The following is a 22,642-nucleotide window of genomic DNA, read 5'->3' as shown; positions in this document are numbered from 1 at the left end:
CTGCAGCTCAGCTTTGTGCTGACCTGCGATATCCCCGGATAGCGGGCCACGCGAAGATTGCCACCATCCCGGCCGACCACAGGACGGTCTTCAGGAACGGTTCCGCTATCGGGCCACCCATCGCGAGCGAGCGCATGGTGTCGATCGCGCAGGACATCGGCTGGTTCGCCACGACGGGTTGCAGCCAGCTCGGATACGCCATGACCGGCACGAACCCCGAATTGAAGAACATGAGCAGGGTGCACAGGATCGAGACGGTCTCGACCAGGGGAGTGCGTCCCGGCAGGGTCGCCAGAGCGGTCACCATCATCGCGAAGCCCAGACCGAAGATCAGCGGGACCACGAGGATGAGCAGCGTGGGGCCGATGCCCTGCGTGAACCGGAAACCCAACGCCATACCGGCGGCGAAGATCACGAGAGAGGTGACGAACACGCGCACCATCTCCGCCATCAACCGTCCCACCAGACCGGACGAGCGGTGGACGGGGAGCGTGTGGAACCGGCTCAGCAGACCCGAATCGCGTTCGGTGCGCAGTCCCACCGCGCTGACCACCGAGCCGAACATCGCGCCGACGAGCACGATCATGGGCACCGTGCCGAAGATCGACGAATATCCGGTCGCGGCGGTGATGCTGTCCCCGAGCACGATGCGGAACATCACCAGGGTGAGCGCCGGATAGATGAGCGCCTGGATCATCGTGGCGGGATCACGGGCCCATCTGAGCAGCAGTCGACCGCACTGCAGGCGGCTGTGCTCCCACAACGCACCCAGGGAACTCTCGCTGCGGATGCGATCCGGTTCGGGATACGCGAAGGTGCGGCCCGCGGTCCCTGCCCACTGTGTCTCGACGGTCTCGCTCATCGACTCACTCCCGCCTCGTCGCGGCCCACACGGCGCCCGGGATGCAGATCACGGCCAGGCCGATCATCCAGAACAGGCTCGGCCGGAAGACCTCCCAGGTCACGCCGTCCTGGGCCATGTCGCGCATCGCGAAGGAGAACTGCGAGATCGGCTGGTTGCGGACGAACGGTCTGATCCACTCGGGAAATCCCTCCTCGGGCACGAAACCGCACGAGAGCATTCCGAGGATCAGCTGCGGCAGGGTCAGCGCCTGCGCTGTCGCCTCGGGGCTCCGGGACAGACATCCGATCGCGTCGGCGCCCAGGCACAACAACAGGCTGATGATCAGTGCGGTCGCGCAGAACAGCACTGCCTGCCCGGGGCCGGCGGAGAAACGGAAACCGATGAGATAACCGAATCCGATCGAGGCGGCCAAGGAGATGACCGACCGCACCATGCTCGCCGTCACCCGTGACGCCAGGGGCGCCGCCGGGGCGACGGGCATCGTCTGCAGACGCGAGGTCACACCGGTCGTGCCCTCCTGCGCTGCCAGCTGCGCCGCCGAGATGGCGGTGAAGGCCATCGACTGCAGCACGATGATGGGCATCAGGAACTGCGCGTAGTCGATGCCCTGCAACTGCATGACGAATTTGAGCGGCAGATAGAAACCGAGACCGAAGACGAACGGTGCCAGGACTGCGAGGACCAGCTCGCCGTACCGCGCCATCGTGCGCAACGACCGGAGCGTCAGCACCCACCACTGCTCCACCCCCGACGGCGTGATCCGGCGGTGGACGCCTCCCCGACGTGCGGGAAGGGTGGACGAGGATTCGGCGAACGAGACTGTGGGGGCCGCGGTCCCGCGGACCGTCTCGTCGGTACGGGCCGTCACGGCCGGTCACCCGCCGGCGCAGGCTCCGCTCGTTCCGCGTCGGGCAGTGTTGTCGGGCCACCGTCCGTGGGGCCACCGTCTGTGGGTCCGCCACCGTCTGTCGGTCCGCCACCGTCCGGAGCGGATGCGGAGTGCCCGGTGAGGCGGAGGAAGACGTCGTCGAGCGAGGGACGTCGCAGACCGATGTCGGCGAGTTCGATGCCCAGGGGTTCGATGCGCCGCAGCACCTCGGTGAGGGTCGCGGCGCCGTCGGGCGCCGGGACGGACACCCGATCCGTGTCGGGGACCGTGCCCACCAGCACGTCCTGCGGGAGGAGACCTTCCAGGACGTGCAGGATCTCGGGTATCGCCCGCGAGTCGACCGGAACGATCTCGCAGTGGGTGCCCCCGGCGGAGGACTTCAGCTGGTTCGCGGTGCCCTCCGCGATCACGGTGCCCTTGTCGATGACGATGATGTTGTCGCTCAGCACGTCGGCCTCTTCGAGGTACTGCGTCGTCAGCAGCACCGTGATGCCCTGGTCCTTGAGCGCCGCCACCAGCGACCACACGCCCTGCCGGCTGCGCGGGTCGAGACCGGTGGTCGGCTCGTCGAGGAAGACCACCTTGGGACGGACCACCAGTCCGCACGCGATGTCGACCCGTCGGCGCATACCGCCGGAGTAGCCCTTCACGGGACGGCGACCGGCGTCGACGAGATCGAACTCCCGGAGCAGCTCGTCGGCGCGCCGGGTGGCGGACTTCTTGTCCAGGCCCATCAGGCGCCCGAACAGGATCAGGTTCTCCCGGCCGGTGAGAGTGTCGTCGAGTGCTGCGAACTGGCCGGTCATCATGATCGAACGCCGGACCGCCGCGGCGTCGGCGACCACGTCGTGCCCGGCGACCACGGCGCGACCCGAGGTGGGGCGCAACAGCGTCGACAGCACCTTGACCATCGTGGTCTTGCCGGCGCCGTTGGGGCCGAGGATGGCGAGGACACGGCCCGGCGGTGCAGAGAAGCTGATCCCGTCGAGTGCGTGGACGTCGCCGAACGACTTGTGGACGTCCTCCACGAGAACTGCCTGGTCGTGATCGCTCACATCACACCCCGCCGTAGATCTCGGTCCCCGTCGGGGACGGGTCGGTCCGTCACCGTCGGAATCGTACCGGTGCGAACGGTCCCGGGAGGGGCGGACGGACATGCGCGTCGGCGCCGACGCCCCGCCCCTCGGGGTGTCCACGCCGGCCGGTCAGGACCAGACGCCGAGATCGTCGAGGTGTTCGACGAGTCGATGGGCCCCGTCGGTGAAGTGTTCGCGCGTCTCGCGTCCGGCGGCCTCGACGTCACCGGTGCGCAGCGCCTGCAGCAACCGTTCGTGCGAGGCGACCGCATCCGTCCCCCAGCTGCGATCGTCCGAGTAGAAGTGCACGGGCGTGTACCGGGTCGCGTTGTGGAGGAACCACGCGAGCTTGCGCGAACCCGCCGCGCGGTTCAGGGTGCGGTGGAACTCGAATTCGAGGTCCTCGATGCGCGCGCCGTCACCGACCCGTACGGCCTCGGCGAAACGCGTGGCCAGCTCGTCGAGCTCGGCGAGGGTCTCGGCCGTCATCAGGGTCGCGGCGCGCTCCACGAGTCGCTCGGCGAGTCTGCCCTGGAGCCAGAAGATGTCGTCGATGTCCGATCTGTCGAGCGGGGACACGACGTACCCGCGGTGGGGGACGAGTTCGACGAGTCCCTCACCGCGGAGCGTCAGCAGGGCCTCGCGCACCGGGGTCACGCTCACCCCGAGTTCGGCCGCGGTCTCGTCCAGACGGACGAAATCCCCGGGTCGCGCACCGCCGGACATGATGAGGTTTCTCACGTGCGCGGCCACCTCGTCCGAGAGCTGCGGTCGCCGGCGCACCACGGGAGACCGAGACGAACCGGACGAAGCGGACGAGTTCATGGCACGCGCCTTCCACTAGTGGACGGCTCGCATTATCACCGCACGGTCTCGGCGGCATCACGGCCGGGGGTGACATGTGGCACACATTCCCCGCCTCGCCCGGATCGTGTCGCGGTTCGTGGTTTGGTTGGCGAGGTGAGCACCGGAGTATCACGCCGACGGTTACTGGGAGGGGCCGCCGGCGGATTGTTCGCGTGGGGTGCGACCGCAGGGAGCGGTCGTGCGGCGCCGCCACGCAGGCTTCCTCCACCCGACACCGTCACCGTCACCGATCCCGCGAGGATGAGTGCGGTCGAGGCGGCAGCGCTGCTGCACGCCGGCGAACTGCACCCCCGGGAACTGCTCGACGCCTGTCTGGACCGCACGCGCTCGTACGACGGAGCGATCGGTGCGTGGATCCGGCTCTACCCCGAGGTCGCCTACGCGGCGGCCGACGCGGCGGGGGAGCGGCTCGCCCGCGCGCGCCGCGACCAGGCCCCGGCGCCACTCGTGTGTGGGCTTCCGATCGCCCTCAAGGACATCTTCGCGGTCTCAGGGCTTCCGCTCACCGCGTCGAGTCGCGTCCTCGAGGGCAACATCGCGGCCGGGCACTCGGGTGTGTGGCGTCGACTCGAGGACGCCGGTGCGGTGCTCATGGGGCACGCCCACACCGACGAGTTCGCGATCGGTGTCGCCACCCCTCAGGTGGGCAATCCGTGGAACACCGAGATGTCGCCCGGCGGATCGTCCGGCGGCAGCGCGGCCGTGCTCGCCGCGCGGTTCGCACCCCTCGCGCTCGGCAGCGACACGGGCGGTTCGGTCCGGTTCCCCGCGAGCGCCTGCGGTGTCTCCTCGATCAAGCCGACCTACGGGCGCATCACCTCGCACGGCATGATCCCGCTGACCTGGACCCGCGACCACGTGGGTCCGATGGGCCGCAGCGTCGCCGACGCGTCCCTGATGATGACCGTGCTCGCGGGCGCGGACCCGGCCGACCCGATCACGGCACTCGGCCCCGACGTTCCCGAGGGTGGTTACCCCGTGACGGCCGCCGGGGGAGCGAGTCCCCTCGCCGGCGTGCGGATCGGACTGCCCGTGAACACGAATCCCGCACCCCCCGAGGCGGTGCAGCGCGTCGTCGACGACGCGGCGCGGGTGGCGGAGTCGCTCGGCGCGGTCACCGTCCCGGTGACGATGCCGCCCCTGCCGGACTCCCTCGCAACCGGCGACCAGGTCGAGATGGGCGCCTACCACCAGCAGTTCACCGACCGGCTCGGCCTGTACCGTCCCGAGAACGCGGTGGCCGCAGGCACGGCGGTGGCCTCGCTGGCCGTGCCGGTCGGCGATTACCTCACCTTCGAACGCGACCGCCTGCGCTACCAGAGCGACTACAACCGGATGTTCGTCGACCAGGATCTCGACGCGATCATGCTGCCCGGCGCCTCCGTCGACGGCGCACGGCGCCAGGAGTTCCTCGGCATCAGCGTCACGGCCGGAGTGACGGGTCCTGTGCGCTGGGCGAACTACTCCGGTGCCCCCGTGGTGACGCTGCCCGCCGGGTACTCCGCCGCGACAGGGATGCCGGTCGGTGTGCAGCTCGGCGCGCGGCCGTGGCAGGACGAACGTCTCATCGGCATCGGGCTCGAACTGCAGGAGGCGCTGCCGGTCTGGCGTGACGAGCCGCAACTCGTCGCCGCCGGTGCGCGGGTTCCCGAGGTGGCGCAGGTGCCGCCGGGTCCCGGCCCCGACCCGACGAATACGATCGGGGCGGCCGCTCCGGTTCGGACCCTGCCGATGAACCCCATCGGCTAGGCTCGCCCACGCGGACCCCACCGCACGGCGTATCGCCGAGGTGCAGATCACGCACCGTCGTGAGTTGAACTCTCGGCCGTGCTCCTGCATACTGGTCGGGTTGCCTTGACCGGGCCATGGATGTTTCGCGGCTCGGAACGGGAAAGACGTGACAGTCGCGGATCGAGCCTCACGGCCTGGTCGCGGCCACATGCAAGACGGAAGCAGTACCCCTGTGTGCTCCTGCGGAGCGCAGCCGGTTCCGTTCCTTGCGGTGTCGAAGCCTTCGAGCATCGACGCCGGGGAATGAGCGGCGGGCCGACACGCCCGACCGCGTGGACCGGAGAACAATGACAGATGAACAGCGGCAAGCGGATCGGATACGTCCGGCTCGCACTGTGTTTCGAGTGCTGTTCTCGGTCGCCGTTCCCCGGGGAACTGTGCAGACGAGGTGGTTTCCGGCTCCGCCGGGGATCACGAAACGCGGCAAGAAAAGGACACTAAGCGTGGCGGGACAGAAGATCCGCATCAGGCTCAAGGCCTATGACCACGAGGCGATCGACGCATCTGCGCGCAAGATCGTCGAGACGGTGACCCGTACGGGTGCCCGCGTGGTCGGCCCGGTGCCGTTGCCCACTGAAAAGAACGTGTACTGCGTCATCCGCTCGCCGCACAAGTACAAGGACTCGCGCGAGCACTTCGAGATGCGGACGCACAAGCGGCTCATCGACATCCTCGACCCGACGCCGAAGACCGTCGACGCGCTCATGCGCATCGATCTCCCGGCGAGTGTCGACGTCAACATTCAGTGACATTCGATTACAGCGAGCTTGTGAAAGACGCAGCGGAGACAACACATGACTAACCAGATCAAGGGAATCCTGGGCACCAAGCTCGGCATGACCCAGGTCTTCGACGAGAACAACCGGGTCGTCCCGGTCACCGTCGTCAAGGCCGGACCGAACGTGGTCACGCAGATCCGCACCGAGGAGCGCGACGGCTACAACGCCGTGCAGCTCGCCTACGGTGCCATCGCGCCGCGCAAGGTCAACAAGCCGGTTCGCGGCCAGTTCGAGAAGGCCGGCGTCACGCCGCGCCGTCACCTGGTCGAGCTCCGGATCGAGGACGCCTCCGAGTACGAGGTCGGCCAGGAACTCACCGCAGAGGTGTTCGAGGACGGCGCCTACGTCGACGTCACCGGCACCTCGAAGGGCAAGGGCTTCGCCGGCACCATGAAGCGTCACGGCTTCGCCGGCCAGGGTGCGTCGCACGGTACGCAGGCCGTGCACCGTCGTCCGGGCTCCATCGGTGGTTGCGCCACCCCGGGCCGCGTGTTCAAGGGCACGCGCATGTCCGGTCGTATGGGCTCCGACCGCATCACGACGCAGAACCTCTCGGTCCACAAGGTGGACGCCGAGAACGGTCTGCTGCTGATCAAGGGCGCGATCCCGGGTCGCAAGGGCGGCCTCGTGATCGTCAAGACCGCAGTGAAGGGTGGTGCACGGGCATGACCAGCACCGAGACCGCAACCAAGCTGACCCTGGACGTCAAGGCCCCCGGTGGCCAGACCTCCGGCTCCGTCGATCTCCCCGCCGAGATCTTCGACGCTCCCGCGAACATCGCGCTGCTGCACCAGGTCGTCACCGCGCAGCTCGCCGCGGCCCGCCAGGGAACGCACGCCACCAAGACCCGCGGCGACGTCCGCGGCGGTGGCAAGAAGCCGTACCGCCAGAAGGGCACCGGCCGCGCACGTCAGGGCTCGACCCGTGCGCCGCAGTTCGCCGGCGGTGGCACCGTCCACGGCCCGCAGCCGCGCGACTACAGCCAGCGCACCCCCAAGAAGATGAAGGCCGCCGCCCTGCGCGGAGCCCTCTCCGACCGGGCGCGCAACGAGCGCATCCACGTGATCACCGAACTCGTCGCGGGTCAGACCCCGTCGACGAAGAGTGCTCGCACGTTCCTGGGCGAGATCAGCGACCGCAAGAAGGTCCTGCTCGTCGTCGGCCGTGAAGACGTGGCGGCGTGGAAGTCGGTTCAGAACCTTCCCAACGTCCACGCGCTCGCGCCGGATCAGCTGAACACCTACGACGTGCTCTACAGCGATGACGTCGTGTTCAGCGTCGAGGCGCTCAACACGTTCATCCACGGGCCGGCCGAGTCCGGCCAGGAAGTTAAGGAGGAGAGCAAGTGAGCACGATCGCCGATCCTCGCGACATCCTGCTGGCTCCCGTCGTCTCCGAGAAGTCCTACGGGCTGATGGAAGAGGGCACCTACACCTTCCTGGTGCACCCGGACTCGAACAAGACGCAGATCAAGATTGCCGTCGAGAAGGTCTTCGGCGTCAAGGTGAGCAGCGTCAACACCGCCAACCGTCAGGGCAAGCGCAAGCGGACCCGGTTCGGTTACGGCAAGCGCAAGAACACCAAGCGCGCGCTCGTGACCCTCACGGCCGACAGCAAGCCCATCGAGATCTTCGGAGGCCCGGTCGCGTAGCGATCGGAACTCTCGAGAGATAGAGGACGAGAAGACTCATGGCAATCCGTAAGTACAAGCCGACTACGCCGGGCCGCCGTGGCGCCAGCGTGTCGGACTTCGCCGAGATCACTCGGTCGACGCCCGAGAAGTCGCTGATCCGCCCGCTGCACGGTCGCGGTGGACGTAACGCGCACGGCCGCATCACCACCCGTCACAAGGGTGGCGGACACAAGCGCGCCTACCGCCTGATCGATTTCCGTCGCAACGACAAGGACGGCGTGCCGGCCAAGGTCGCTCACATCGAGTACGACCCCAACCGCACCGCGCGCATCGCGCTGCTCCACTACGTGGACGGCGAGAAGCGCTACATCATCGCCCCCAAGGGACTCGTTCAGGGTGCCGCCGTGGAGTCGGGCCCCAATGCCGACATCAAGCCCGGCAACAACCTGCCCCTGCGCAACATCCCGACCGGTACCACCATCCACGCGGTCGAGCTGCGTCCGGGTGGCGGCGCCAAGATGGCCCGTTCCGCCGGTGCGAGCATCCAGCTCCTCGGTAAGGAAGGCACCTACGCCACGCTGCGTATGCCCTCCGGCGAGATCCGTCGCGTCGACGTGCGCTGCCGCGCAACGGTCGGCGAGGTCGGCAACGCCGAGCAGTCGAACATCAACTGGGGCAAGGCCGGCCGTATGCGGTGGAAGGGCAAGCGCCCGACCGTCCGTGGTGTCGTCATGAACCCGGTCGACCACCCGCACGGTGGTGGCGAGGGCAAGACCTCGGGTGGTCGCCACCCGGTCAGCCCGTGGGGCAAGCCCGAGGGCCGCACCCGCAAGAACAAGGCGTCCGACAAGCTCATCGTCCGTCGTCGCCGTACCGGCAAGAAGCGCTAGTCAAGGAGGGAGTTAGAGAATGCCACGCAGCCTCAAGAAGGGCCCGTTCGTCGACGACCACCTCCTGGCGAAGGTGGACACGCAGAACGAGAAGGGCACCAAGCAGGTCATCAAGACCTGGTCGCGCCGTTCCACGATTCTGCCCGACTTCATCGGTCATACGTTCGCTGTCCACGATGGACGCAAGCACGTGCCGGTGTTCGTCTCGGAGTCCATGGTCGGTCACAAGCTCGGTGAGTTCGCGCCGACCCGTACGTTCAAGGGCCACATCAAGGACGACCGGAAGAGCAAGCGTCGATGAGCACTGAAACCACCACCAACAGCGCTCGGGCTGTTGCGCGCCACGTGCGCGTGACCCCGATGAAGGCGCGCCGCGTCGTCGACATCGTTCGCGGTAAGTCCGTCGAGGAGGCCCTGGCCATCCTCAAGTTCGCGCCGCAGGCCGCGGCCGAGCCGGTCGCCAAGGTGATCGCATCGGCCGCTGCGAACGCGCAGAACAACTACAACCTCGACCCCAGCACGCTCGTCGTCGCGACGGCGTACGTGGACGAGGGTGCGACCCTGAAGCGGTTCCAGCCGCGTGCTCAGGGCCGTGCGTTCCGCATCCGCAAGCGGTCGAGCCACATCACCGTGATCGTGGAAAGCGTCGGGTCGGCTTCGACTCGTAACCGCCGGAAGGGAGCTCAGTAGTGGGCCAGAAGATCAACCCGCACGGCTTCCGTCTGGGCATCACCACCGACTGGAAGTCTCGTTGGTACGCCGACAAGCAGTACGCGGACTACGTCAAGGAAGATGTCGCGATCCGCAAGTTCCTGGCCTCCGGCCTCGAGCGCGCCGGCATCGCGAAGGTCGAGATCGAGCGCACCCGTGACCGTGTGCGTGTGGACATCCACACCGCTCGTCCGGGCATCGTCATCGGACGCCGCGGCGCCGAGGCCGATCGCATCCGCGCCGAGCTCGAGAAGCTGACCGGTAAGCAGGTCCAGCTGAACATCCTCGAGGTCAAGAACTCGGAGTCCGAGGCTCAGCTCGTCGCGCAGGGCGTCGCCGAGCAGCTCTCGAACCGTGTCGCCTTCCGTCGTGCGATGCGCAAGGCCATCCAGTCGGCCATGCGTCAGCCGAACGTCAAGGGCATCCGCGTGCAGTGCTCGGGCCGCCTCGGTGGCGCCGAGATGTCGCGTTCGGAGTTCTACCGCGAAGGTCGTGTCCCGCTGCACACGCTGCGCGCGGACATCGACTACGGCCTCTACGAGGCACGGACCACCTTCGGCCGTATCGGCGTGAAGGTCTGGATCTACAAGGGCGACATCGTCGGTGGCCGTCGTGAGCTCGCTGCTGCTGCAGCTGCTCCCGCCGACCGGCCGCGTCGTGAGCGTCCGAGCCGCCCGCGTCGTTCCGGCGCCTCGGGCACCACCGCGACGAGCACCGAGGCCGGCCGCGCCGCATCGAGCGACGCTCCTGCCTCGACCGAGAACAAGGAGGGCTGACGCAATGTTGATCCCCCGGCGGGTCAAACACCGCAAGCAGCACCATCCGAGCCGTACGGGTGCCGCCAAGGGCGGAACCCAGGTGGCCTTCGGTGACTACGGCATCCAGGCTCTCGAGCCGGCCTACATCACCAACCGGCAGATCGAGTCCGCTCGTATCGCCATGACCCGGCACATCAAGCGTGGCGGCAAGATCTGGATCAACATCTTCCCGGATCGCCCCCTCACCAAGAAGCCTGCCGAGACCCGCATGGGTTCCGGTAAGGGTTCGCCGGAGTGGTGGGTCGCGAACGTCAAGCCCGGTCGCGTGCTGTTCGAGATGAGCTACCCCAACGAGGAGATTGCGCGCGAGGCTCTGCGTCGCGCGATGCACAAGCTCCCCTGCAAGTGCCGCATCGTGACGAGGGAGGAGCAGTTCTGATGGCTACCGGTACCCCCGCCGCGGAACTCCGCGAGCTGAGCGACGAAGAGCTGACCGACAAGCTCCGCGAAGCCAAGGAAGAGCTGTTCAACCTCCGCTTCCAGATGGCCACCGGCCAGCTGGACAACAACCGTCGGCTCCGCGTCGTGCGCAACGAGATCGCCCGTATTTACACGGTGCTGCGCGAGCGCGAGCTCGGACTGGCCACCGGCCCGAATGCGGGTGACGTGGCATGAGTGAGGAAAAGGCAGTGAGCAACCAGGAACAGCGCGCGAGCCGTAAGGTCCGCATCGGTTACGTCGTCTCGGACAAGATGGAGAAGACCATCGTCGTCGAGCTCGAGGACCGAGTGAAGCACCCGCTGTACGGCAAGATCATCCGCCGTACGACCAAGGTGAAGGCGCACGACGAGAACGGTCTGGCCGGCATCGGCGACCGCGTTCAGCTGATGGAGACCCGTCCGCTGTCCGCGTCGAAGCGCTGGCGTCTGGTCGAGGTGCTCGAGAAGGCCAAGTAAGGCCTCTCGTCCTCGACAGGACCCGAGACATGCAGCACCCCACCACCCGCACCGCGGGTGGTGGGGTGCTGTGCGTCCGATAGGTGCAGGCCGCACGTGGGGGAGACGTGGATGTCGCTGCGACACGCCCGGTTCCGGGGTGGGGAGTGACATCACAATTCGCGAATTTGCCCTGCGTACGGTATATGGCCTACTCTGGACGGGTTGCTTACGGGACCCGTGTGTGATTCGCACGTGCGCCGCAGGTGACCGACGACCGCGTACGTCCAGGTCGGAAATCTGACGTACACACCAATCCAGGTCAAGGAGAAGTAAGTGATCCAGCAGGAGTCGCGACTGCGCGTCGCCGACAACACGGGTGCCAAGGAGATCCTCTGCATCCGCGTTCTCGGTGGCTCGTCCCGTCGCTACGCCGGTATCGGTGACATCATCGTCGCCACCGTCAAGGACGCGATCCCCGGCGGCAACGTCAAGCGTGGCGAGGTCGTCAAGGCCGTGATCGTGCGCACCACCAAGGAGCGCCGCCGGCCGGACGGCTCGTACATCAAGTTCGACGAGAACGCTGCCGTCATCATCAAGGGCGACAACGATCCTCGCGGAACCCGCATCTTCGGACCCGTCGGTCGCGAGCTTCGCGACAAGCGGTTCATGAAGATCGTCTCGCTCGCTCCGGAGGTGCTGTGATGAAGGTGCACAAGGGTGACACCGTGCTCGTCATCTCGGGCAAGGACAAGGGCGCCAAGGGCAAGGTCATCGCGGCCTACCCGGCGACCGGCAAGGTCCTCGTCGAGGGCGTGAACCGTATCAAGAAGCACACCGCCGTCTCTGCGAACGAGCGTGGCGCCTCCTCCGGCGGCATCGTGACGCAGGAGGCCCCGATCCACGTTTCCAACGTTGCGGTCGTCGACTCGGACGGAAACCCCACCCGCGTGGGCTACCGCACCGACGAGGAAACCGGCAAGCGCGTTCGGATTTCCCGGAAGAACGGGAAGGACCTCTGACATGACCAGCACCGAGAACAAGACCCAGCCGCGCCTGAAGGTGCGGTACCGCGAGGAGATCCGCGACGCGCTGAACGCGGAGTACGACTACGCGAACGTCATGCAGATCCCCGGCGTCGTGAAGGTCGTCGTCAACATGGGTGTCGGCGACGCCGCCCGCGACGCGAAGCTCATCAACGGAGCCGTCAACGACCTCGCGCTCATCACCGGTCAGAAGCCGGAGATCCGCAAGGCCCGCAAGTCCATCGCACAGTTCAAGCTGCGCGAGGGCATGCCGATCGGTGCGCGCGTCACGCTGCGCGGCGACCGTATGTGGGAGTTCCTGGACCGTCTCGTGTCCATCGCGCTTCCCCGTATCCGGGACTTCCGTGGCCTCAACGGCAACCAGTTCGACGGCAACGGCAACTACACGTTCGGCCTGAACGAGCAGTCGATGTTCCACGAGATCGACGTGGACCGCATCGACCGCCCGCGCGGCATGGACATCACTGTCGTGACCACCGCTACCAACAACGAAGAAGGCCGTGCCCTGCTCAAGCACCTCGGCTTCCCGTTCAAGGAGAACTGAGCCCATGGCTAAGAAGGCACTGGTCAACAAGGCCAACAAGAAGCCGAAGTTCGCGGTGCGCGCCTACACCCGCTGCCAGCGCTGCGGGCGCCCGCACTCGGTCTTCCGCAAGTTCGGACTCTGCCGCATCTGCCTTCGCGAGATGGCACACCGCGGAGAACTTCCGGGAGTTCACAAGAGCTCCTGGTGACGTGATCGGTGGGCGGAGGACCGAGTAGTTCTCCGCCCACTGTCGCGCTGTCATGGGTTCGTCGCCGATCCGGCCGACGAACCCGCTATCGAACCGAGTTTCGATGTAGGCCCACGGCCGGCATGTTCCGGCGTTGCATGGGAACCGCATCGAGAAAGGTGAACAGGTCAGCCATGACCATGACCGACCCCATCGCAGACTTCTTGACGCGTCTGCGTAACGCCAACACGGCGTACCACGACGAGGTCAAGCTCCCGTCCTCGAAGATCAAGGTGAACATCGCCGAGATCCTCAAGCGCGAGGGTTACATCTCCGACTACCGCACCGAGGACGCCGAGGTGGGCAAGACCCTCATCGTCGACCTCAAGTACGGACCTTCCCGTGAGCGCAGCCTTGCCGGCGTGCGCCGCGTGTCGAAGCCCGGCCTGCGCGTGTACGCGAAATCCACCAACCTGCCCAAGGTCCTGGGCGGCCTCGGCGTGGCGATCATCTCCACGTCCTCCGGCCTGCTCACCGATCGCCAGGCGGCCAAGCAGGGAGTGGGCGGGGAAGTCCTCGCCTACGTCTGGTAAAGGGAGGCCACCACAATGTCGCGAATCGGAAAACTCCCCGTTGCAGTTCCTTCGGGCGTCGAGGTCACCATCGACGGCCAGGATGTTGCAGTGAAGGGCCCCAAGGGCAACCTGTCCCTGACGATCGCCGAGCCGATCGCCGTCGCCAAGGGCGAGGACGGGGCAATCAACGTCACGCGCCCGAACGACGAGCGTCGCAGCCGTGCGCTGCACGGCCTGTCGCGGACGCTCGTGCAGAACCTCATCGTCGGCGTGACCGAGGGTTACACCACGAAGATGGAGATCCACGGCGTCGGCTACCGCGTGGCTCTCAAGGGCAAGGACCTCGAGTTCTCGCTCGGCTACAGCCACCCCGTGCTGATCGAGGCTCCCGAGGGCATCACGTTCGCCGTCGAGAACCCCACGCGCTTCTCGATCTCGGGCATCGACAAGCAGAAGGTCGGCCAGATCGCGGCCAACATCCGCCGGCTGCGCAAGTCCGACCCGTACAAGGGCAAGGGCATCCGCTACGAGGGTGAACAGGTCCGTCGCAAGGTCGGAAAGACGGGTAAGTGATCATGAGCCAGACCGAGAACCAGAAGGCCAAGCGCATCCCGCGCGGCAAGGACGCCTCCACCACGCGTCGCCTTTCGAAGACGCGTCGTCACTTCCGCCTCCGCAAGAAGATCTCCGGCACCGCCGAGCGTCCCCGCCTCGTCGTCAACCGGTCCTCGCGCCACCTGCACGTGCAGCTGGTCGACGACCTGACGGGCACCACCCTCGCCGCAGCGTCGTCCATCGAACCCGATGTGCGCGCTCTCGAGGGCGACAAGAAGGCTCGCGGCGCGAAGGTCGGTCAGCTGATCGCCGAGCGCGCGAAGGCTGCCGGCGTGGAAGCCGTGGTCTTCGACCGCGGTGGCCACACCTACAGCGGACGCATCGCGGCCCTCGCGGACGCGGCTCGCGAAAGCGGGTTGAAGTTCTGATGACCATTTTCTCGAACGGAAGGAACGCCTGATGCCGGGACGTCAGCGGCGTGACGGCGGCAACGGCCCCGCCGGACAGAACCCCAACAGCGGTGACAACCGCGGCGGTCGCGACCGCCGCGACCGCGACTCGCGTGGCGGCAACGCTGCCGAGAAGTCGAACTACATCGAGCGTGTCGTCTCGATCAACCGTGTGTCGAAGGTCGTCAAGGGCGGTCGTCGCTTCAGCTTCACCGCTCTGGTGATCGTGGGCGACGGCAACGGTCTGGTCGGCGTCGGCTACGGCAAGGCCAAGGAAGTTCCCGCGGCCATCCAGAAGGGTGTCGAGGAAGCTCGCAAGAACTTCTTCCGCGTCCCGCTCATCGGCGGAACCATCACCCACCCCGTCCAGGGAGAGGCTGCAGCCGGTGTCGTCCTGCTGCGTCCGGCTTCCCCCGGTACCGGTGTCATCGCCGGTGGCGCTGTGCGCGCGGTGCTGGAGTGCGCGGGTGTCCACGACATCCTGTCGAAGTCGCTCGGCTCCGACAACGCCATCAATGTGGTGCACGCGACGGTTGCGGCCCTCAAGGGTCTGCAGCGTCCCGAGGAAGTCGCGGCTCGCCGTGGCCTCACCCTCGAGGAAGTTGCCCCCGCCGGCATGCTGCGCGCACGTGCACAGGCTGCTGGGAGCGTGAAGTAATGGCAGAGCTGAAGATCACCCAGATCAAGAGCACCATCGGGGCCAAGTCGAATCAGCGCGACAGCCTCCGGACCCTCGGTCTGCGGAAGATCCGCCAGTCCGTCGTCCGCGAGGACAATGCGCAGAACCGCGGCCTCATCAACGTGGTGCGTCACCTCGTCACTGTTGAGGAGGTCTGAGAATGACCATCAAGCTGCATCACCTGCGCCCGGCACCGGGTGCGAAGACGGACAAGACCCGCGTCGGACGCGGTGAGGGTTCGAAGGGCAAGACCGCCGGCCGCGGTACGAAGGGCACGAAGGCACGCAAGAACGTGTCGCCGGCCTTCGAGGGTGGCCAGATGCCCATCCACATGCGTCTGCCGAAGCTCAAGGGTTTCAAGAACGCATTCCGTACCGAGTACCAGATCGTCAACGTCGGGGACATCGCTCGCGCGTTCCCCGAGGGTGGACAGATCGGTGTCGCGGACCTCGTGGCGAAGGGTCTGGTTCGCAAGAACCAGCTCGTCAAGGTCCTCGGCGAGGGCGAGCTGACGGTGGCCGTGCAGGTCACCGCCGACAAGTTCTCGGCCTCCGCTCAGGAGAAGATCGCTGCAGCCGGTGGCAGCGCGACCGTCCAGGCCTGACCTGTACTTTCGCGTGTGAGTCACGGCTGTCGAACGGCCGCGGTGCAGATCCTTGCACCGCGGCCGTTCGCGCTTTCACAGCGGTGTCATAGGCTGCGTTCGCAGCGGTGACATAGGCTACCGGGCTACCCCTCTCATCGGGGCCCACTGTTAGAGTTTCAGAGTTGTCTACCGTCCGACGGATCCCTCTCGATCCGTCGTCCCCGATCGGCCCGCCAGGAGGATCTTTGCTTTCCGCCTTCGTCTCGGCCCTCAGGACACCGGACCTGAGGCGGAAGATTCTCATCGCCCTCGGGCTCGTGGCGCTGTACCGCCTCGGTGCTACCGTGCCGTCCCCGGGCGTCGACTACGGCAACGTCCAGGCCTGTGTCGATCAGCTCGCCGGCAGCGAGCAGGCCGGCATCTACTCGCTGATCAATCTGTTCTCCGGCGGCGCGTTACTGCAGCTGTCGGTCTTCGCGATCGGCATCATGCCGTTCATCACCGCGAGCATCATCGTCCAGCTGCTCACCGTGGTCATTCCACGATTCGAGGAACTGCGCAAGGAAGGCCAGTCCGGCCAGGCCAAGATGACGCAGTACACGCGTTATCTCGCCGTCGCGCTCGCCGTCCTGCAGGCCACCGGCATCGTCGCCCTCGCCGCCCGAGGGCAGCTGCTGCAGGGCTGTTCGGAGCCGATCCTCGCCGACGACAGCATCTTCGGGATGGTCGTCATCGTGCTGGTCATGACCGCCGGTGCCGCCGTCGTCATGTGGTTCGGTGAGCTCATCACCGAACGCGGTGTCGGCAACGGCATGTCGCTGCTGATCTTCTCCGGTATCGCGGCCGCGCTGCCGAGCGAGGGCCGCATGATCCTCGAATCCCGCGGCGGCCTCGTCTTCGCGATCGTCTGCGTCGTGGCCCTGGCCCTCATCACGGGCGTCGTGTTCATCGAGCAGGGTCAGCGCCGCATCCCGGTGCAGTACGCCAAGCGCATGGTCGGCCGTCGTATGTACGGCGGGTCGTCGACCTACCTGCCGCTGAAGGTCAACCAGGCGGGCATCATCCCCGTCATCTTCGCGTCGTCGCTGCTGTACCTGCCCAACCTCGTTGCGCAGCTCACCGGTGCCACGACCAACCCGGATCCGAGTTGGTGGCAGCGGATCATCAACGAGTACCTGGTCAATCCGAACAACCCGGTCTACATCGCGATCTACTTCGCGCTGATCGTGTTCTTCGTCTTCTTCTACGTCGCCATCACCTTCAATCCGGAGGAGCGGGCCGACGAGATGAAGAAGTACGGCGGCTTCATCCCGGGCATCCGCCCCGGTCGCCCGACCGCCGAATATCTCAGTTTCGTGCTCAACCGCATCACGGTTCCGGGCTCGATCTACCTCGGTCTCATCGCGACACTGCCGAACTTCTTCCTGTCCGGCAGCCAGACGGCCTCGAGCATCTTCGGTGGCGCCGCGGTTCTCATTCTCGTCAGTGTCGCGCTGGACACTGTCAAGCAGATCGAAAGTCAACTGATGCAGCGCAACTACGAAGGGTTCCTCAAGTGAGACTTGTACTGCTCGGTCCTCCCGGTGCCGGCAAGGGCACACAGGCCGCGATTCTGTCCGAGAAGCTCGGCGTCCCCGCCATCTCGACGGGCGATCTTTTCCGCGCGAACATCGGGCAGGGCACCCCGCTCGGAGTCGAGGCCAAGAAGTACATCGACGCGGGGGAGCTCGTTCCCGCCGAGATCACCAACAACATGGTGCGTGAGCGTCTGGCCGAGCCCGACGCCGCCAACGGCTTCCTCCTCGACGGCTTCCCGCGCAGCGTGGAGCAGGCCAAGGAACTCGAGAACATCCTGAAGGATCTCGGCGTCGAGCTCGACGGCGTGCTGTCCTTCGTCATCGACGAGGACGTCGTGGTCGAGCGCATGCTCGCCCGCGGTCGCGCCGACGACACCGAAGACGTGATCCGCAACCGTCTCCGGGTCTACCGTGAGGAGACGGCCCCGCTGCTCGACTACTACGCCGACTCGATCATCACGGTCGACGCGATCGGTGAGGTCGAGGAGATCAATTCGCGGGCACTGTCCGCACTCGGAAAGTAGACGGGTAGTTCGATATGGGTTTCGGGCGCAAGCGCTCAGTGGTTCCGTTCCGCACCTCGGGTGAACTCGACGCGATGGCGGCGGCGGGAGCCGTGGTCGGTGCCGCACTCGTCGCAGTGCGTGAGGCGGCAAAGCCGGGCGTGAGCACCCTGGAACTCGACCAGGTGGCGGAATCGGTCATCCGTGATGCGGGGGCCGTTCCGTCCTTCCTGGGCTACCACGGCTTCACCGGTTCGATCTGTTCGTCGGTCAACGAGGTCGTCGTCCACGGCATCCCATCGGCGTCGGTGGTGCTCGCCGAGGGCGACCTCGTCTCGATCGACTGCGGTGCGATCCTCGAGGGCTGGCACGGCGACTCGGCGTGGACCTTCGGGATCGGGGAGCTGTCGCAGGCCGACATCGACCTGAGCGAGGCCACCCGCCTGTCGCTCGAGGCCGGTATCGCGGCGATGCTCCCGGGTAACCGCCTGACCGACGTCTCGCATGCGATCGAGCAGGGCACGCATGCCGCCGAGAAGTTGCACGGCCGCTCGTACGGGATCGTCGACGGCTACGGCGGTCACGGCATCGGGCGCGAGATGCACATGGATCCGTTCCTCCCGAACGAGGGCAAGCCGGGCAAGGGGCCGAAGCTCGTCGTCGGGTCGGTGCTCGCCGTCGAGCCGATGCTCACGCTCGGTACCTACGAGACCGAGGTCCTCGACGACGAGTGGACGGTCGTGACCGTCGACGGCAGCCGCGCCGCGCACTGGGAGCACACGGTCGCGGTCACCGAGGACGGCCCCCGCATCCTCACCGTCCGGCCGGAGTGACGGCATCCTCACCGTCCGGCCGGAGTGACGGTCGTGGTCACGCCGCGTGGGTTCAGACCTCGACGAGGAGCGTGACCGGTCCGTCGTTGACGAGGCTCACCTCCATGTGGGCCCCGAACTTCCCGGTCTCCACCGTCGCGCCGAGATCTCGTAGAGCGTTCGCGAACGCATCGACGAGGGGTTCGGCGATCGGGCGGGGAGCGGCGGCCGACCACGACGGACGCCGGCTCTTCCTCGTGTCGGCCATGAGCGTGAACTGACTGACCACCAGGATCGGGGCGCCGACGTCGGAGGCGGAGCGCTCGTCCTCGAGGATGCGCATCGTCCACACCTTCCGGGCGAGTGTCGCGGCCTTGGCCTCGTCGTCGTCGTGCGTGACGCCGACCAGCACGAGCAGGCCGTGACCACCTTCGGCCGGCGTGATACGGGCCACCTCGGCTCCGTCCACCGCCACTGCCGCCGTGGTCACCCGCTGGATCAACGCCCGCACGTGCGGTCCTCCTCCTGGTCGTGGGCACGAGTGTGCCCGAGCTCATTTGTCCTGGACGGTCAACTTCCCGTACCATTGATCGGTGGTGCGCGCTGCGCTCCGATCGGTCTCGTGTCGAATTCCTTCGAATCTCGGTTCGTGTCCGGTCCCGGAGTTGCCGAGCGTCACGGTAACGGATGCCGATGCAACCACAACGCCGAACAACGGATCGCGGAGGATATGGCTAAGAAAGACGGGGCAATCGAGGTCGAGGGCCGGGTAATCGAACCGCTGCCCAATGCGATGTTCCGCATCGAGCTGGAGAACGGGCACAAGGTTCTCGCCCACATCAGCGGAAAGATGCGCCAGCACTACATTCGTATCCTTCCCGAGGACCGCGTTGTCGTGGAGCTTTCTCCCTACGACCTCACGCGTGGACGCATCGTCTACCGCTACAAGTAACGAAGCTTCCCCGGCCACACGGTCGGGGAGAATCATGTCGCCGGGCCGGCTCTGCCGTGTCCGGCGGCGCACATACAGGAGATCGGACTTACGTGAAGGTTCAGCCTAGCGTCAAGAAGATCTGCGAGAAGTGCAAGGTGATCCGCCGTAACGGTCGGGTCATGGTGATCTGCGAGAACCTGCGCCACAAGCAGCGTCAGGGCTAGATCCACCTTCGTCTCGAAGATCTGCTTGGCAACAAGCACGAAGACCTTCCAGCACCAGTCGCGTGGTTACGATCCTCGATCCGTCGAGGAGCTGCGCGATCAACCCCCGGTACGGAGGCCGGGGCCCCACTGTGTTTATGAATCACACAGTTCTTCGACGCAGGGGACGGGCTGGGAGCAGACCTCCGCACACCGAATAGGAATGCCACATGGCACGTCTCGCAGGTGTCGATCTTCCCCGCGAAAAGCGGATGGAGATCGCACTCACGTACATCTACGGCATCGGCCGTACCCGCTCCAAGGAGATCCTCGAGGCCACGGGTGTCAACCCGGACCTGCGCAGCAAGGATCTGACGGACGAGGACCTCGCCAAGCTCCGCGAGTACATCGAGGAGAGCTACAAGGTCGAGGGTGACCTCCGTCGCGAGGTTCAGGCGGACATCCGCCGCAAGATCGAGATCGGCTGCTACCAGGGCCTGCGACACCGTCGTGGTCTGCCCGTGCGTGGACAGCGCACCAAGACCAACGCCCGCACCCGCAAGGGTCCGAAGCGCACCGTCGCAGGAAAGAAGAAGTAATGCCTCCCAAGTCACGCAGCACCGGTCCGAAGAAGACCCAGAAGGCACGGCGCAGGGACAAGAAGAACGTTCCGCACGGTGCCGCTCACATCAAGAGCACGTTCAACAACACCATCGTGTCCATCACGGACCCGCAGGGCAACGTGATCTCCTGGGCGTCCTCCGGCCACGTCGGCTTCAAGGGTTCGCGCAAGTCGACCCCGTTCGCCGCGCAGCTCGCCGCCGAGAACGCCGCCCGCAAGGCGCAGGAACACGGTGTCAAGAAGGTCGACGTCTTCGTCAAGGGTCCGGGCTCGGGCCGCGAGACGGCGATCCGTTCCCTCCAGGCCGCAGGCCTCGAGGTCGGCACCATCTCCGATGTCACCCCGCAGCCGCACAACGGTTGCCGTCCGCCCAAGCGGCGTCGCGTCTAACGGGAAAGGAAGGTAAAGAATAATGGCTCGTTATACCGGTCCCGTTACCCGTAAGTCGCGTCGTCTTCGCGTCGACCTGGTCGGAGGCGATCAGGCCTTCGAGCGTCGCCCCTACCCGCCCGGCCAGCACGGCCGCGCGCGGATCAAGGAGAGCGAGTACCTGCTCCAGCTGCAGGAGAAGCAGAAGGCCCGCTTCTCGTACGGCGTCATGGAGAAGCAGTTCCGCCGCTACTACGAAGAGGCCGCAAGCCGCCCCGGCAAGACCGGTGAGGTTCTGCTGACCATCCTCGAGTCGCGCCTGGACAACGTCGTCTACCGTGCCGGCCTCGCCCGCACGCGTCGTCAGGCCCGCCAGCTGGTGAGCCACGGCCACTTCCTGGTCAACGGCAAGAAGGTCGACATCCCCAGCTACCGCGTCTCGCAGTACGACATCATCGATGTCCGCGAGAAGTCGCTGAGCACGCTGCCCTTCCAGGTCGCCCGCGAGACCCAGGGCGAGCGCCCGGTTCCGGGTTGGCTGCAGGTCGTCGGCCCGCGTCTGCGGGTGCTGGTCCACCAGCTCCCCGAGCGCGCGCAGATCGACATCCCGCTGCAGGAACAGCTGATCGTCGAGTACTACTCGAAGTAAGACACCTCGGTGTCGTGGTGTCCTCCGGTCCGTCCGGACGGGAGGACACCGCTCCATTCCACTAGGGCGTCATATGGCGGACGCCCACAAGGAGGCAACAGATGCTCATTTCTCAGCGACCCACACTGACCGAAGAGGTCATCGCTGAAAACCGCTCGAAGTTCGTCATCGAGCCGCTCGAGCCTGGCTTCGGGTACACCCTCGGCAACTCGCTTCGTCGCACCCTGCTCTCGTCGATCCCGGGCGCCGCTGTCACCAGCATCCGCATCGACGGCGTGCTCCACGAGTTCACCACCGTTCCCGGCGTGAAGGAGGATGTCACCGACATCATCCTGAACCTCAAGGGTCTCGTGGTGAGCTCGGAAGAGGACGAGCCGGTCACCATGTACGTCCGCAAGCAGGGACCGGGAACCGTCACGGCCGGCGACATCGTGCCCCCGGCCGGTGTCACCATCCACAACCCGGATCTGCACATCGCCACCCTGAACGACAAGGGCAAGCTGGAGATCGAGCTCGTCGTCGAGCGCGGTCGCGGCTACGTTCCTGCCGTGCAGAACAAGGCGTCCGGCGCCGAGATCGGCCGTATCCCGGTCGACTCGATCTACTCGCCGGTGCTCAAGGTGACGTACAAGGTGGAAGCGACCCGCGTCGAGCAGCGCACCGACTTCGATCGACTCATTCTCGACGTGGAGACCAAGAACTCGATCAGCGCGCGGGACGCGCTCGCCTCGGCGGGCAAGACCCTCGTGGAGCTCTTCGGTCTGGCTCGTGAGCTGAACGTCGAAGCAGAAGGCATCGAGATCGGTCCCTCGCCCGCCGAGGCCGACCACATCGCCTCCTTCGGACTTCCGATCGAGGACCTCGACCTGACGGTCCGGTCCTACAACTGCCTCAAGCGCGAAGGTGTCCACACCGTCGGCGAGCTCGTGGCACGGACGGAGTCCGACCTGCTCGACATCCGCAACTTCGGCCAGAAGTCCATCGACGAGGTCAAGGTCAAGCTGCACTCGCTCGGCCTGTCCCTCAAGGACAGCCCGGCATCGTTCGACCCCAGCACCGTTGCCGGCTACGACGCCGCGACCGGTACCTGGAGCGATACCGAGGCCGGCTCCTTCGGTGACAACGACGGCAACGAGGACTACGCCGAGACCGAGCAGCTGTAGCAGCTCACGGTCC

The 22,642-nt window shown here is 66.4% G+C and carries 36 protein-coding genes; 31 read left to right on the top strand and 5 right to left on the bottom strand.

Going from position 1 to position 22,642, the window contains the following annotated elements; translation table 11 throughout:
• Positions 1 to 7: 7 nt before the first annotated feature.
• The 4 genes from CKW34_RS17490 to CKW34_RS17475 all read right to left on the bottom strand — a co-directional run bounded on the left by CKW34_RS17490 (position 8) and on the right by CKW34_RS17475 (position 3,655).
• Positions 8 to 862, bottom strand: a complete 855-nt coding sequence (locus CKW34_RS17490; protein WP_059382421.1) for an ABC transporter permease — start codon at positions 860 to 862, stop codon at positions 8 to 10.
• Between the two features lie 4 nt (positions 863 to 866).
• Positions 867 to 1,733 carry an ABC transporter permease gene (locus CKW34_RS17485; RefSeq protein ID WP_059382420.1) on the bottom strand — a complete coding sequence of 289 codons (867 nt, stop codon included), beginning with the start codon at positions 1,731 to 1,733 and terminating at the stop codon, positions 867 to 869.
• Positions 1,730 to 2,809 (bottom strand): daunorubicin/doxorubicin resistance ABC transporter ATP-binding protein DrrA, encoded by a 1,080-nt coding sequence (locus tag CKW34_RS17480; RefSeq protein ID WP_059382419.1) that lies wholly within the window; start codon positions 2,807 to 2,809, stop codon positions 1,730 to 1,732. The genes CKW34_RS17485 and CKW34_RS17480 overlap by 4 nt, the downstream gene beginning before the upstream one ends.
• 150 nt (positions 2,810 to 2,959) lie before the next feature.
• Entirely contained in the window at positions 2,960 to 3,655 is a 696-nt protein-coding gene (locus CKW34_RS17475; protein ID WP_059382418.1) for a GntR family transcriptional regulator, read from the bottom strand.
• A gap of 282 nt (positions 3,656 to 3,937) precedes the next feature.
• Between CKW34_RS17475 and CKW34_RS17470 the strand changes: the two genes are divergently transcribed.
• From CKW34_RS17470 to map, 25 genes are all read left to right on the top strand, one after another.
• Positions 3,938 to 5,446: an amidase gene (locus CKW34_RS17470; protein WP_059382417.1), complete on the top strand. Its 1,509-nt coding sequence runs from the start codon at positions 3,938 to 3,940 to the stop codon at positions 5,444 to 5,446.
• 485 nt (positions 5,447 to 5,931) lie between these two features.
• Positions 5,932 to 6,237, top strand: a complete 306-nt coding sequence (rpsJ, locus tag CKW34_RS17465) for a 30S ribosomal protein S10 (RefSeq protein ID WP_003938093.1) — start codon at positions 5,932 to 5,934, stop codon at positions 6,235 to 6,237.
• A 45-nt stretch (positions 6,238 to 6,282) separates the two neighbouring features.
• Complete coding sequence (gene rplC, locus CKW34_RS17460) at positions 6,283 to 6,936, top strand: 50S ribosomal protein L3 (protein WP_006554610.1); 654 nt, start codon at positions 6,283 to 6,285, stop codon at positions 6,934 to 6,936.
• On the top strand, positions 6,933 to 7,616 hold the full coding sequence (gene rplD, locus CKW34_RS17455) for a 50S ribosomal protein L4 (RefSeq protein ID WP_016694619.1): 684 nt from the start codon (positions 6,933 to 6,935) through the stop codon (positions 7,614 to 7,616). Before rplC ends, rplD begins: the two co-directional genes overlap by 4 nt.
• Positions 7,613 to 7,918, top strand: a complete 306-nt coding sequence (gene rplW / locus CKW34_RS17450) for a 50S ribosomal protein L23 (protein ID WP_006554608.1) — start codon at positions 7,613 to 7,615, stop codon at positions 7,916 to 7,918. The genes rplD and rplW overlap by 4 nt, the downstream gene beginning before the upstream one ends.
• 38 nt (positions 7,919 to 7,956) lie before the next feature.
• Entirely contained in the window at positions 7,957 to 8,790 is an 834-nt protein-coding gene (rplB, locus tag CKW34_RS17445) for a 50S ribosomal protein L2 (protein WP_059382416.1), read from the top strand.
• A gap of 19 nt (positions 8,791 to 8,809) precedes the next feature.
• Entirely contained in the window at positions 8,810 to 9,091 is a 282-nt protein-coding gene (rpsS, locus tag CKW34_RS17440; protein ID WP_003938088.1) for a 30S ribosomal protein S19, read from the top strand.
• Complete coding sequence (gene rplV / locus CKW34_RS17435; protein ID WP_006554606.1) at positions 9,088 to 9,480, top strand: 50S ribosomal protein L22; 393 nt, start codon at positions 9,088 to 9,090, stop codon at positions 9,478 to 9,480. Before rpsS ends, rplV begins: the two co-directional genes overlap by 4 nt.
• Positions 9,480 to 10,277 carry a 30S ribosomal protein S3 gene (gene rpsC, locus CKW34_RS17430; protein WP_059382415.1) on the top strand — a complete coding sequence of 266 codons (798 nt, stop codon included), beginning with the start codon at positions 9,480 to 9,482 and terminating at the stop codon, positions 10,275 to 10,277. Before rplV ends, rpsC begins: the two co-directional genes overlap by 1 nt.
• 4 nt (positions 10,278 to 10,281) lie before the next feature.
• Positions 10,282 to 10,698: a 50S ribosomal protein L16 gene (gene rplP, locus CKW34_RS17425; protein WP_006554604.1), complete on the top strand. Its 417-nt coding sequence runs from the start codon at positions 10,282 to 10,284 to the stop codon at positions 10,696 to 10,698.
• Positions 10,698 to 10,934, top strand: coding sequence for a 50S ribosomal protein L29 (gene rpmC / locus CKW34_RS17420; RefSeq protein WP_006554603.1), 237 nt, complete (start codon positions 10,698 to 10,700; stop codon positions 10,932 to 10,934). Before rplP ends, rpmC begins: the two co-directional genes overlap by 1 nt.
• A complete protein-coding gene (rpsQ, locus tag CKW34_RS17415; RefSeq protein ID WP_024101619.1) occupies positions 10,931 to 11,215 on the top strand; it encodes a 30S ribosomal protein S17 in 285 nt (94 codons plus the stop codon). The genes rpmC and rpsQ overlap by 4 nt, the downstream gene beginning before the upstream one ends.
• A gap of 315 nt (positions 11,216 to 11,530) precedes the next feature.
• Positions 11,531 to 11,899 carry a 50S ribosomal protein L14 gene (gene rplN / locus CKW34_RS17410; protein ID WP_059382414.1) on the top strand — a complete coding sequence of 123 codons (369 nt, stop codon included), beginning with the start codon at positions 11,531 to 11,533 and terminating at the stop codon, positions 11,897 to 11,899.
• Positions 11,899 to 12,216, top strand: a complete 318-nt coding sequence (gene rplX / locus CKW34_RS17405; RefSeq protein WP_006554600.1) for a 50S ribosomal protein L24 — start codon at positions 11,899 to 11,901, stop codon at positions 12,214 to 12,216. Before rplN ends, rplX begins: the two co-directional genes overlap by 1 nt.
• A gap of 1 nt (position 12,217) precedes the next feature.
• Entirely contained in the window at positions 12,218 to 12,784 is a 567-nt protein-coding gene (gene rplE, locus CKW34_RS17400; RefSeq protein WP_059382413.1) for a 50S ribosomal protein L5, read from the top strand.
• A 4-nt stretch (positions 12,785 to 12,788) separates the two neighbouring features.
• Positions 12,789 to 12,974: a type Z 30S ribosomal protein S14 gene (locus CKW34_RS17395; RefSeq protein WP_006554598.1), complete on the top strand. Its 186-nt coding sequence runs from the start codon at positions 12,789 to 12,791 to the stop codon at positions 12,972 to 12,974.
• Between the two features lie 173 nt (positions 12,975 to 13,147).
• Entirely contained in the window at positions 13,148 to 13,546 is a 399-nt protein-coding gene (gene rpsH / locus CKW34_RS17390) for a 30S ribosomal protein S8 (protein WP_006554597.1), read from the top strand.
• Between the two features lie 15 nt (positions 13,547 to 13,561).
• The gene (rplF, locus tag CKW34_RS17385; protein ID WP_016694616.1) at positions 13,562 to 14,101 is read left to right on the top strand and encodes a 50S ribosomal protein L6; all 540 of its coding nucleotides are present in this window, start codon (positions 13,562 to 13,564) and stop codon (positions 14,099 to 14,101) included.
• A gap of 2 nt (positions 14,102 to 14,103) precedes the next feature.
• The gene (gene rplR / locus CKW34_RS17380) at positions 14,104 to 14,511 is read left to right on the top strand and encodes a 50S ribosomal protein L18 (RefSeq protein WP_006554595.1); all 408 of its coding nucleotides are present in this window, start codon (positions 14,104 to 14,106) and stop codon (positions 14,509 to 14,511) included.
• A 31-nt stretch (positions 14,512 to 14,542) separates the two neighbouring features.
• Positions 14,543 to 15,190 carry a 30S ribosomal protein S5 gene (rpsE, locus tag CKW34_RS17375; RefSeq protein WP_006554594.1) on the top strand — a complete coding sequence of 216 codons (648 nt, stop codon included), beginning with the start codon at positions 14,543 to 14,545 and terminating at the stop codon, positions 15,188 to 15,190.
• The gene (gene rpmD / locus CKW34_RS17370; RefSeq protein WP_006554593.1) at positions 15,190 to 15,369 is read left to right on the top strand and encodes a 50S ribosomal protein L30; all 180 of its coding nucleotides are present in this window, start codon (positions 15,190 to 15,192) and stop codon (positions 15,367 to 15,369) included. The genes rpsE and rpmD overlap by 1 nt, the downstream gene beginning before the upstream one ends.
• Before the next feature lie 2 nt (positions 15,370 to 15,371).
• Positions 15,372 to 15,815: a 50S ribosomal protein L15 gene (rplO, locus tag CKW34_RS17365; RefSeq protein ID WP_059382412.1), complete on the top strand. Its 444-nt coding sequence runs from the start codon at positions 15,372 to 15,374 to the stop codon at positions 15,813 to 15,815.
• Positions 15,816 to 16,042: 227 nt separating this feature from the next.
• Entirely contained in the window at positions 16,043 to 17,356 is a 1,314-nt protein-coding gene (gene secY, locus CKW34_RS17360) for a preprotein translocase subunit SecY (protein ID WP_059382411.1), read from the top strand.
• Positions 17,353 to 17,898, top strand: coding sequence for an adenylate kinase (locus tag CKW34_RS17355; protein ID WP_006554590.1), 546 nt, complete (start codon positions 17,353 to 17,355; stop codon positions 17,896 to 17,898). Before secY ends, CKW34_RS17355 begins: the two co-directional genes overlap by 4 nt.
• A gap of 14 nt (positions 17,899 to 17,912) precedes the next feature.
• A complete protein-coding gene (map, locus tag CKW34_RS17350) occupies positions 17,913 to 18,710 on the top strand; it encodes a type I methionyl aminopeptidase (protein ID WP_059382410.1) in 798 nt (265 codons plus the stop codon).
• Between the two features lie 52 nt (positions 18,711 to 18,762).
• On the opposite strand, the gene dtd is transcribed toward map, so the two are convergent.
• Positions 18,763 to 19,200, bottom strand: coding sequence for a D-aminoacyl-tRNA deacylase (dtd, locus tag CKW34_RS17345; protein WP_059382409.1), 438 nt, complete (start codon positions 19,198 to 19,200; stop codon positions 18,763 to 18,765).
• Between the two features lie 219 nt (positions 19,201 to 19,419).
• Between dtd and infA the strand changes: the two genes are divergently transcribed.
• The 6 genes from infA (at position 19,420) to CKW34_RS17315 (ending at position 22,629) form a co-directional block, all read left to right on the top strand.
• Positions 19,420 to 19,641 (top strand): translation initiation factor IF-1, encoded by a 222-nt coding sequence (infA, locus tag CKW34_RS17340; protein ID WP_006554587.1) that lies wholly within the window; start codon positions 19,420 to 19,422, stop codon positions 19,639 to 19,641.
• Between the two features lie 92 nt (positions 19,642 to 19,733).
• Positions 19,734 to 19,847, top strand: coding sequence for a 50S ribosomal protein L36 (gene rpmJ / locus CKW34_RS17335; RefSeq protein WP_003938068.1), 114 nt, complete (start codon positions 19,734 to 19,736; stop codon positions 19,845 to 19,847).
• A 209-nt stretch (positions 19,848 to 20,056) separates the two neighbouring features.
• Positions 20,057 to 20,425 carry a 30S ribosomal protein S13 gene (rpsM, locus tag CKW34_RS17330; RefSeq protein ID WP_016694609.1) on the top strand — a complete coding sequence of 123 codons (369 nt, stop codon included), beginning with the start codon at positions 20,057 to 20,059 and terminating at the stop codon, positions 20,423 to 20,425.
• Complete coding sequence (gene rpsK, locus CKW34_RS17325) at positions 20,425 to 20,838, top strand: 30S ribosomal protein S11 (protein WP_006554585.1); 414 nt, start codon at positions 20,425 to 20,427, stop codon at positions 20,836 to 20,838. The genes rpsM and rpsK overlap by 1 nt, the downstream gene beginning before the upstream one ends.
• Before the next feature lie 22 nt (positions 20,839 to 20,860).
• On the top strand, positions 20,861 to 21,466 hold the full coding sequence (rpsD, locus tag CKW34_RS17320; RefSeq protein WP_059382408.1) for a 30S ribosomal protein S4: 606 nt from the start codon (positions 20,861 to 20,863) through the stop codon (positions 21,464 to 21,466).
• Between the two features lie 101 nt (positions 21,467 to 21,567).
• Positions 21,568 to 22,629: a DNA-directed RNA polymerase subunit alpha gene (locus tag CKW34_RS17315; protein ID WP_016694607.1), complete on the top strand. Its 1,062-nt coding sequence runs from the start codon at positions 21,568 to 21,570 to the stop codon at positions 22,627 to 22,629.
• Positions 22,630 to 22,642: the final 13 nt, after the last annotated feature.

This window comes from Rhodococcus rhodochrous (assembly GCF_900187265.1).
GTDB classification, from domain to species: domain Bacteria; phylum Actinomycetota; class Actinomycetes; order Mycobacteriales; family Mycobacteriaceae; genus Rhodococcus; species Rhodococcus rhodochrous.
The sequence above is the reverse complement of the archived record's forward strand: the minus strand, read 5'-3'. Positions and strand labels throughout refer to the sequence as shown.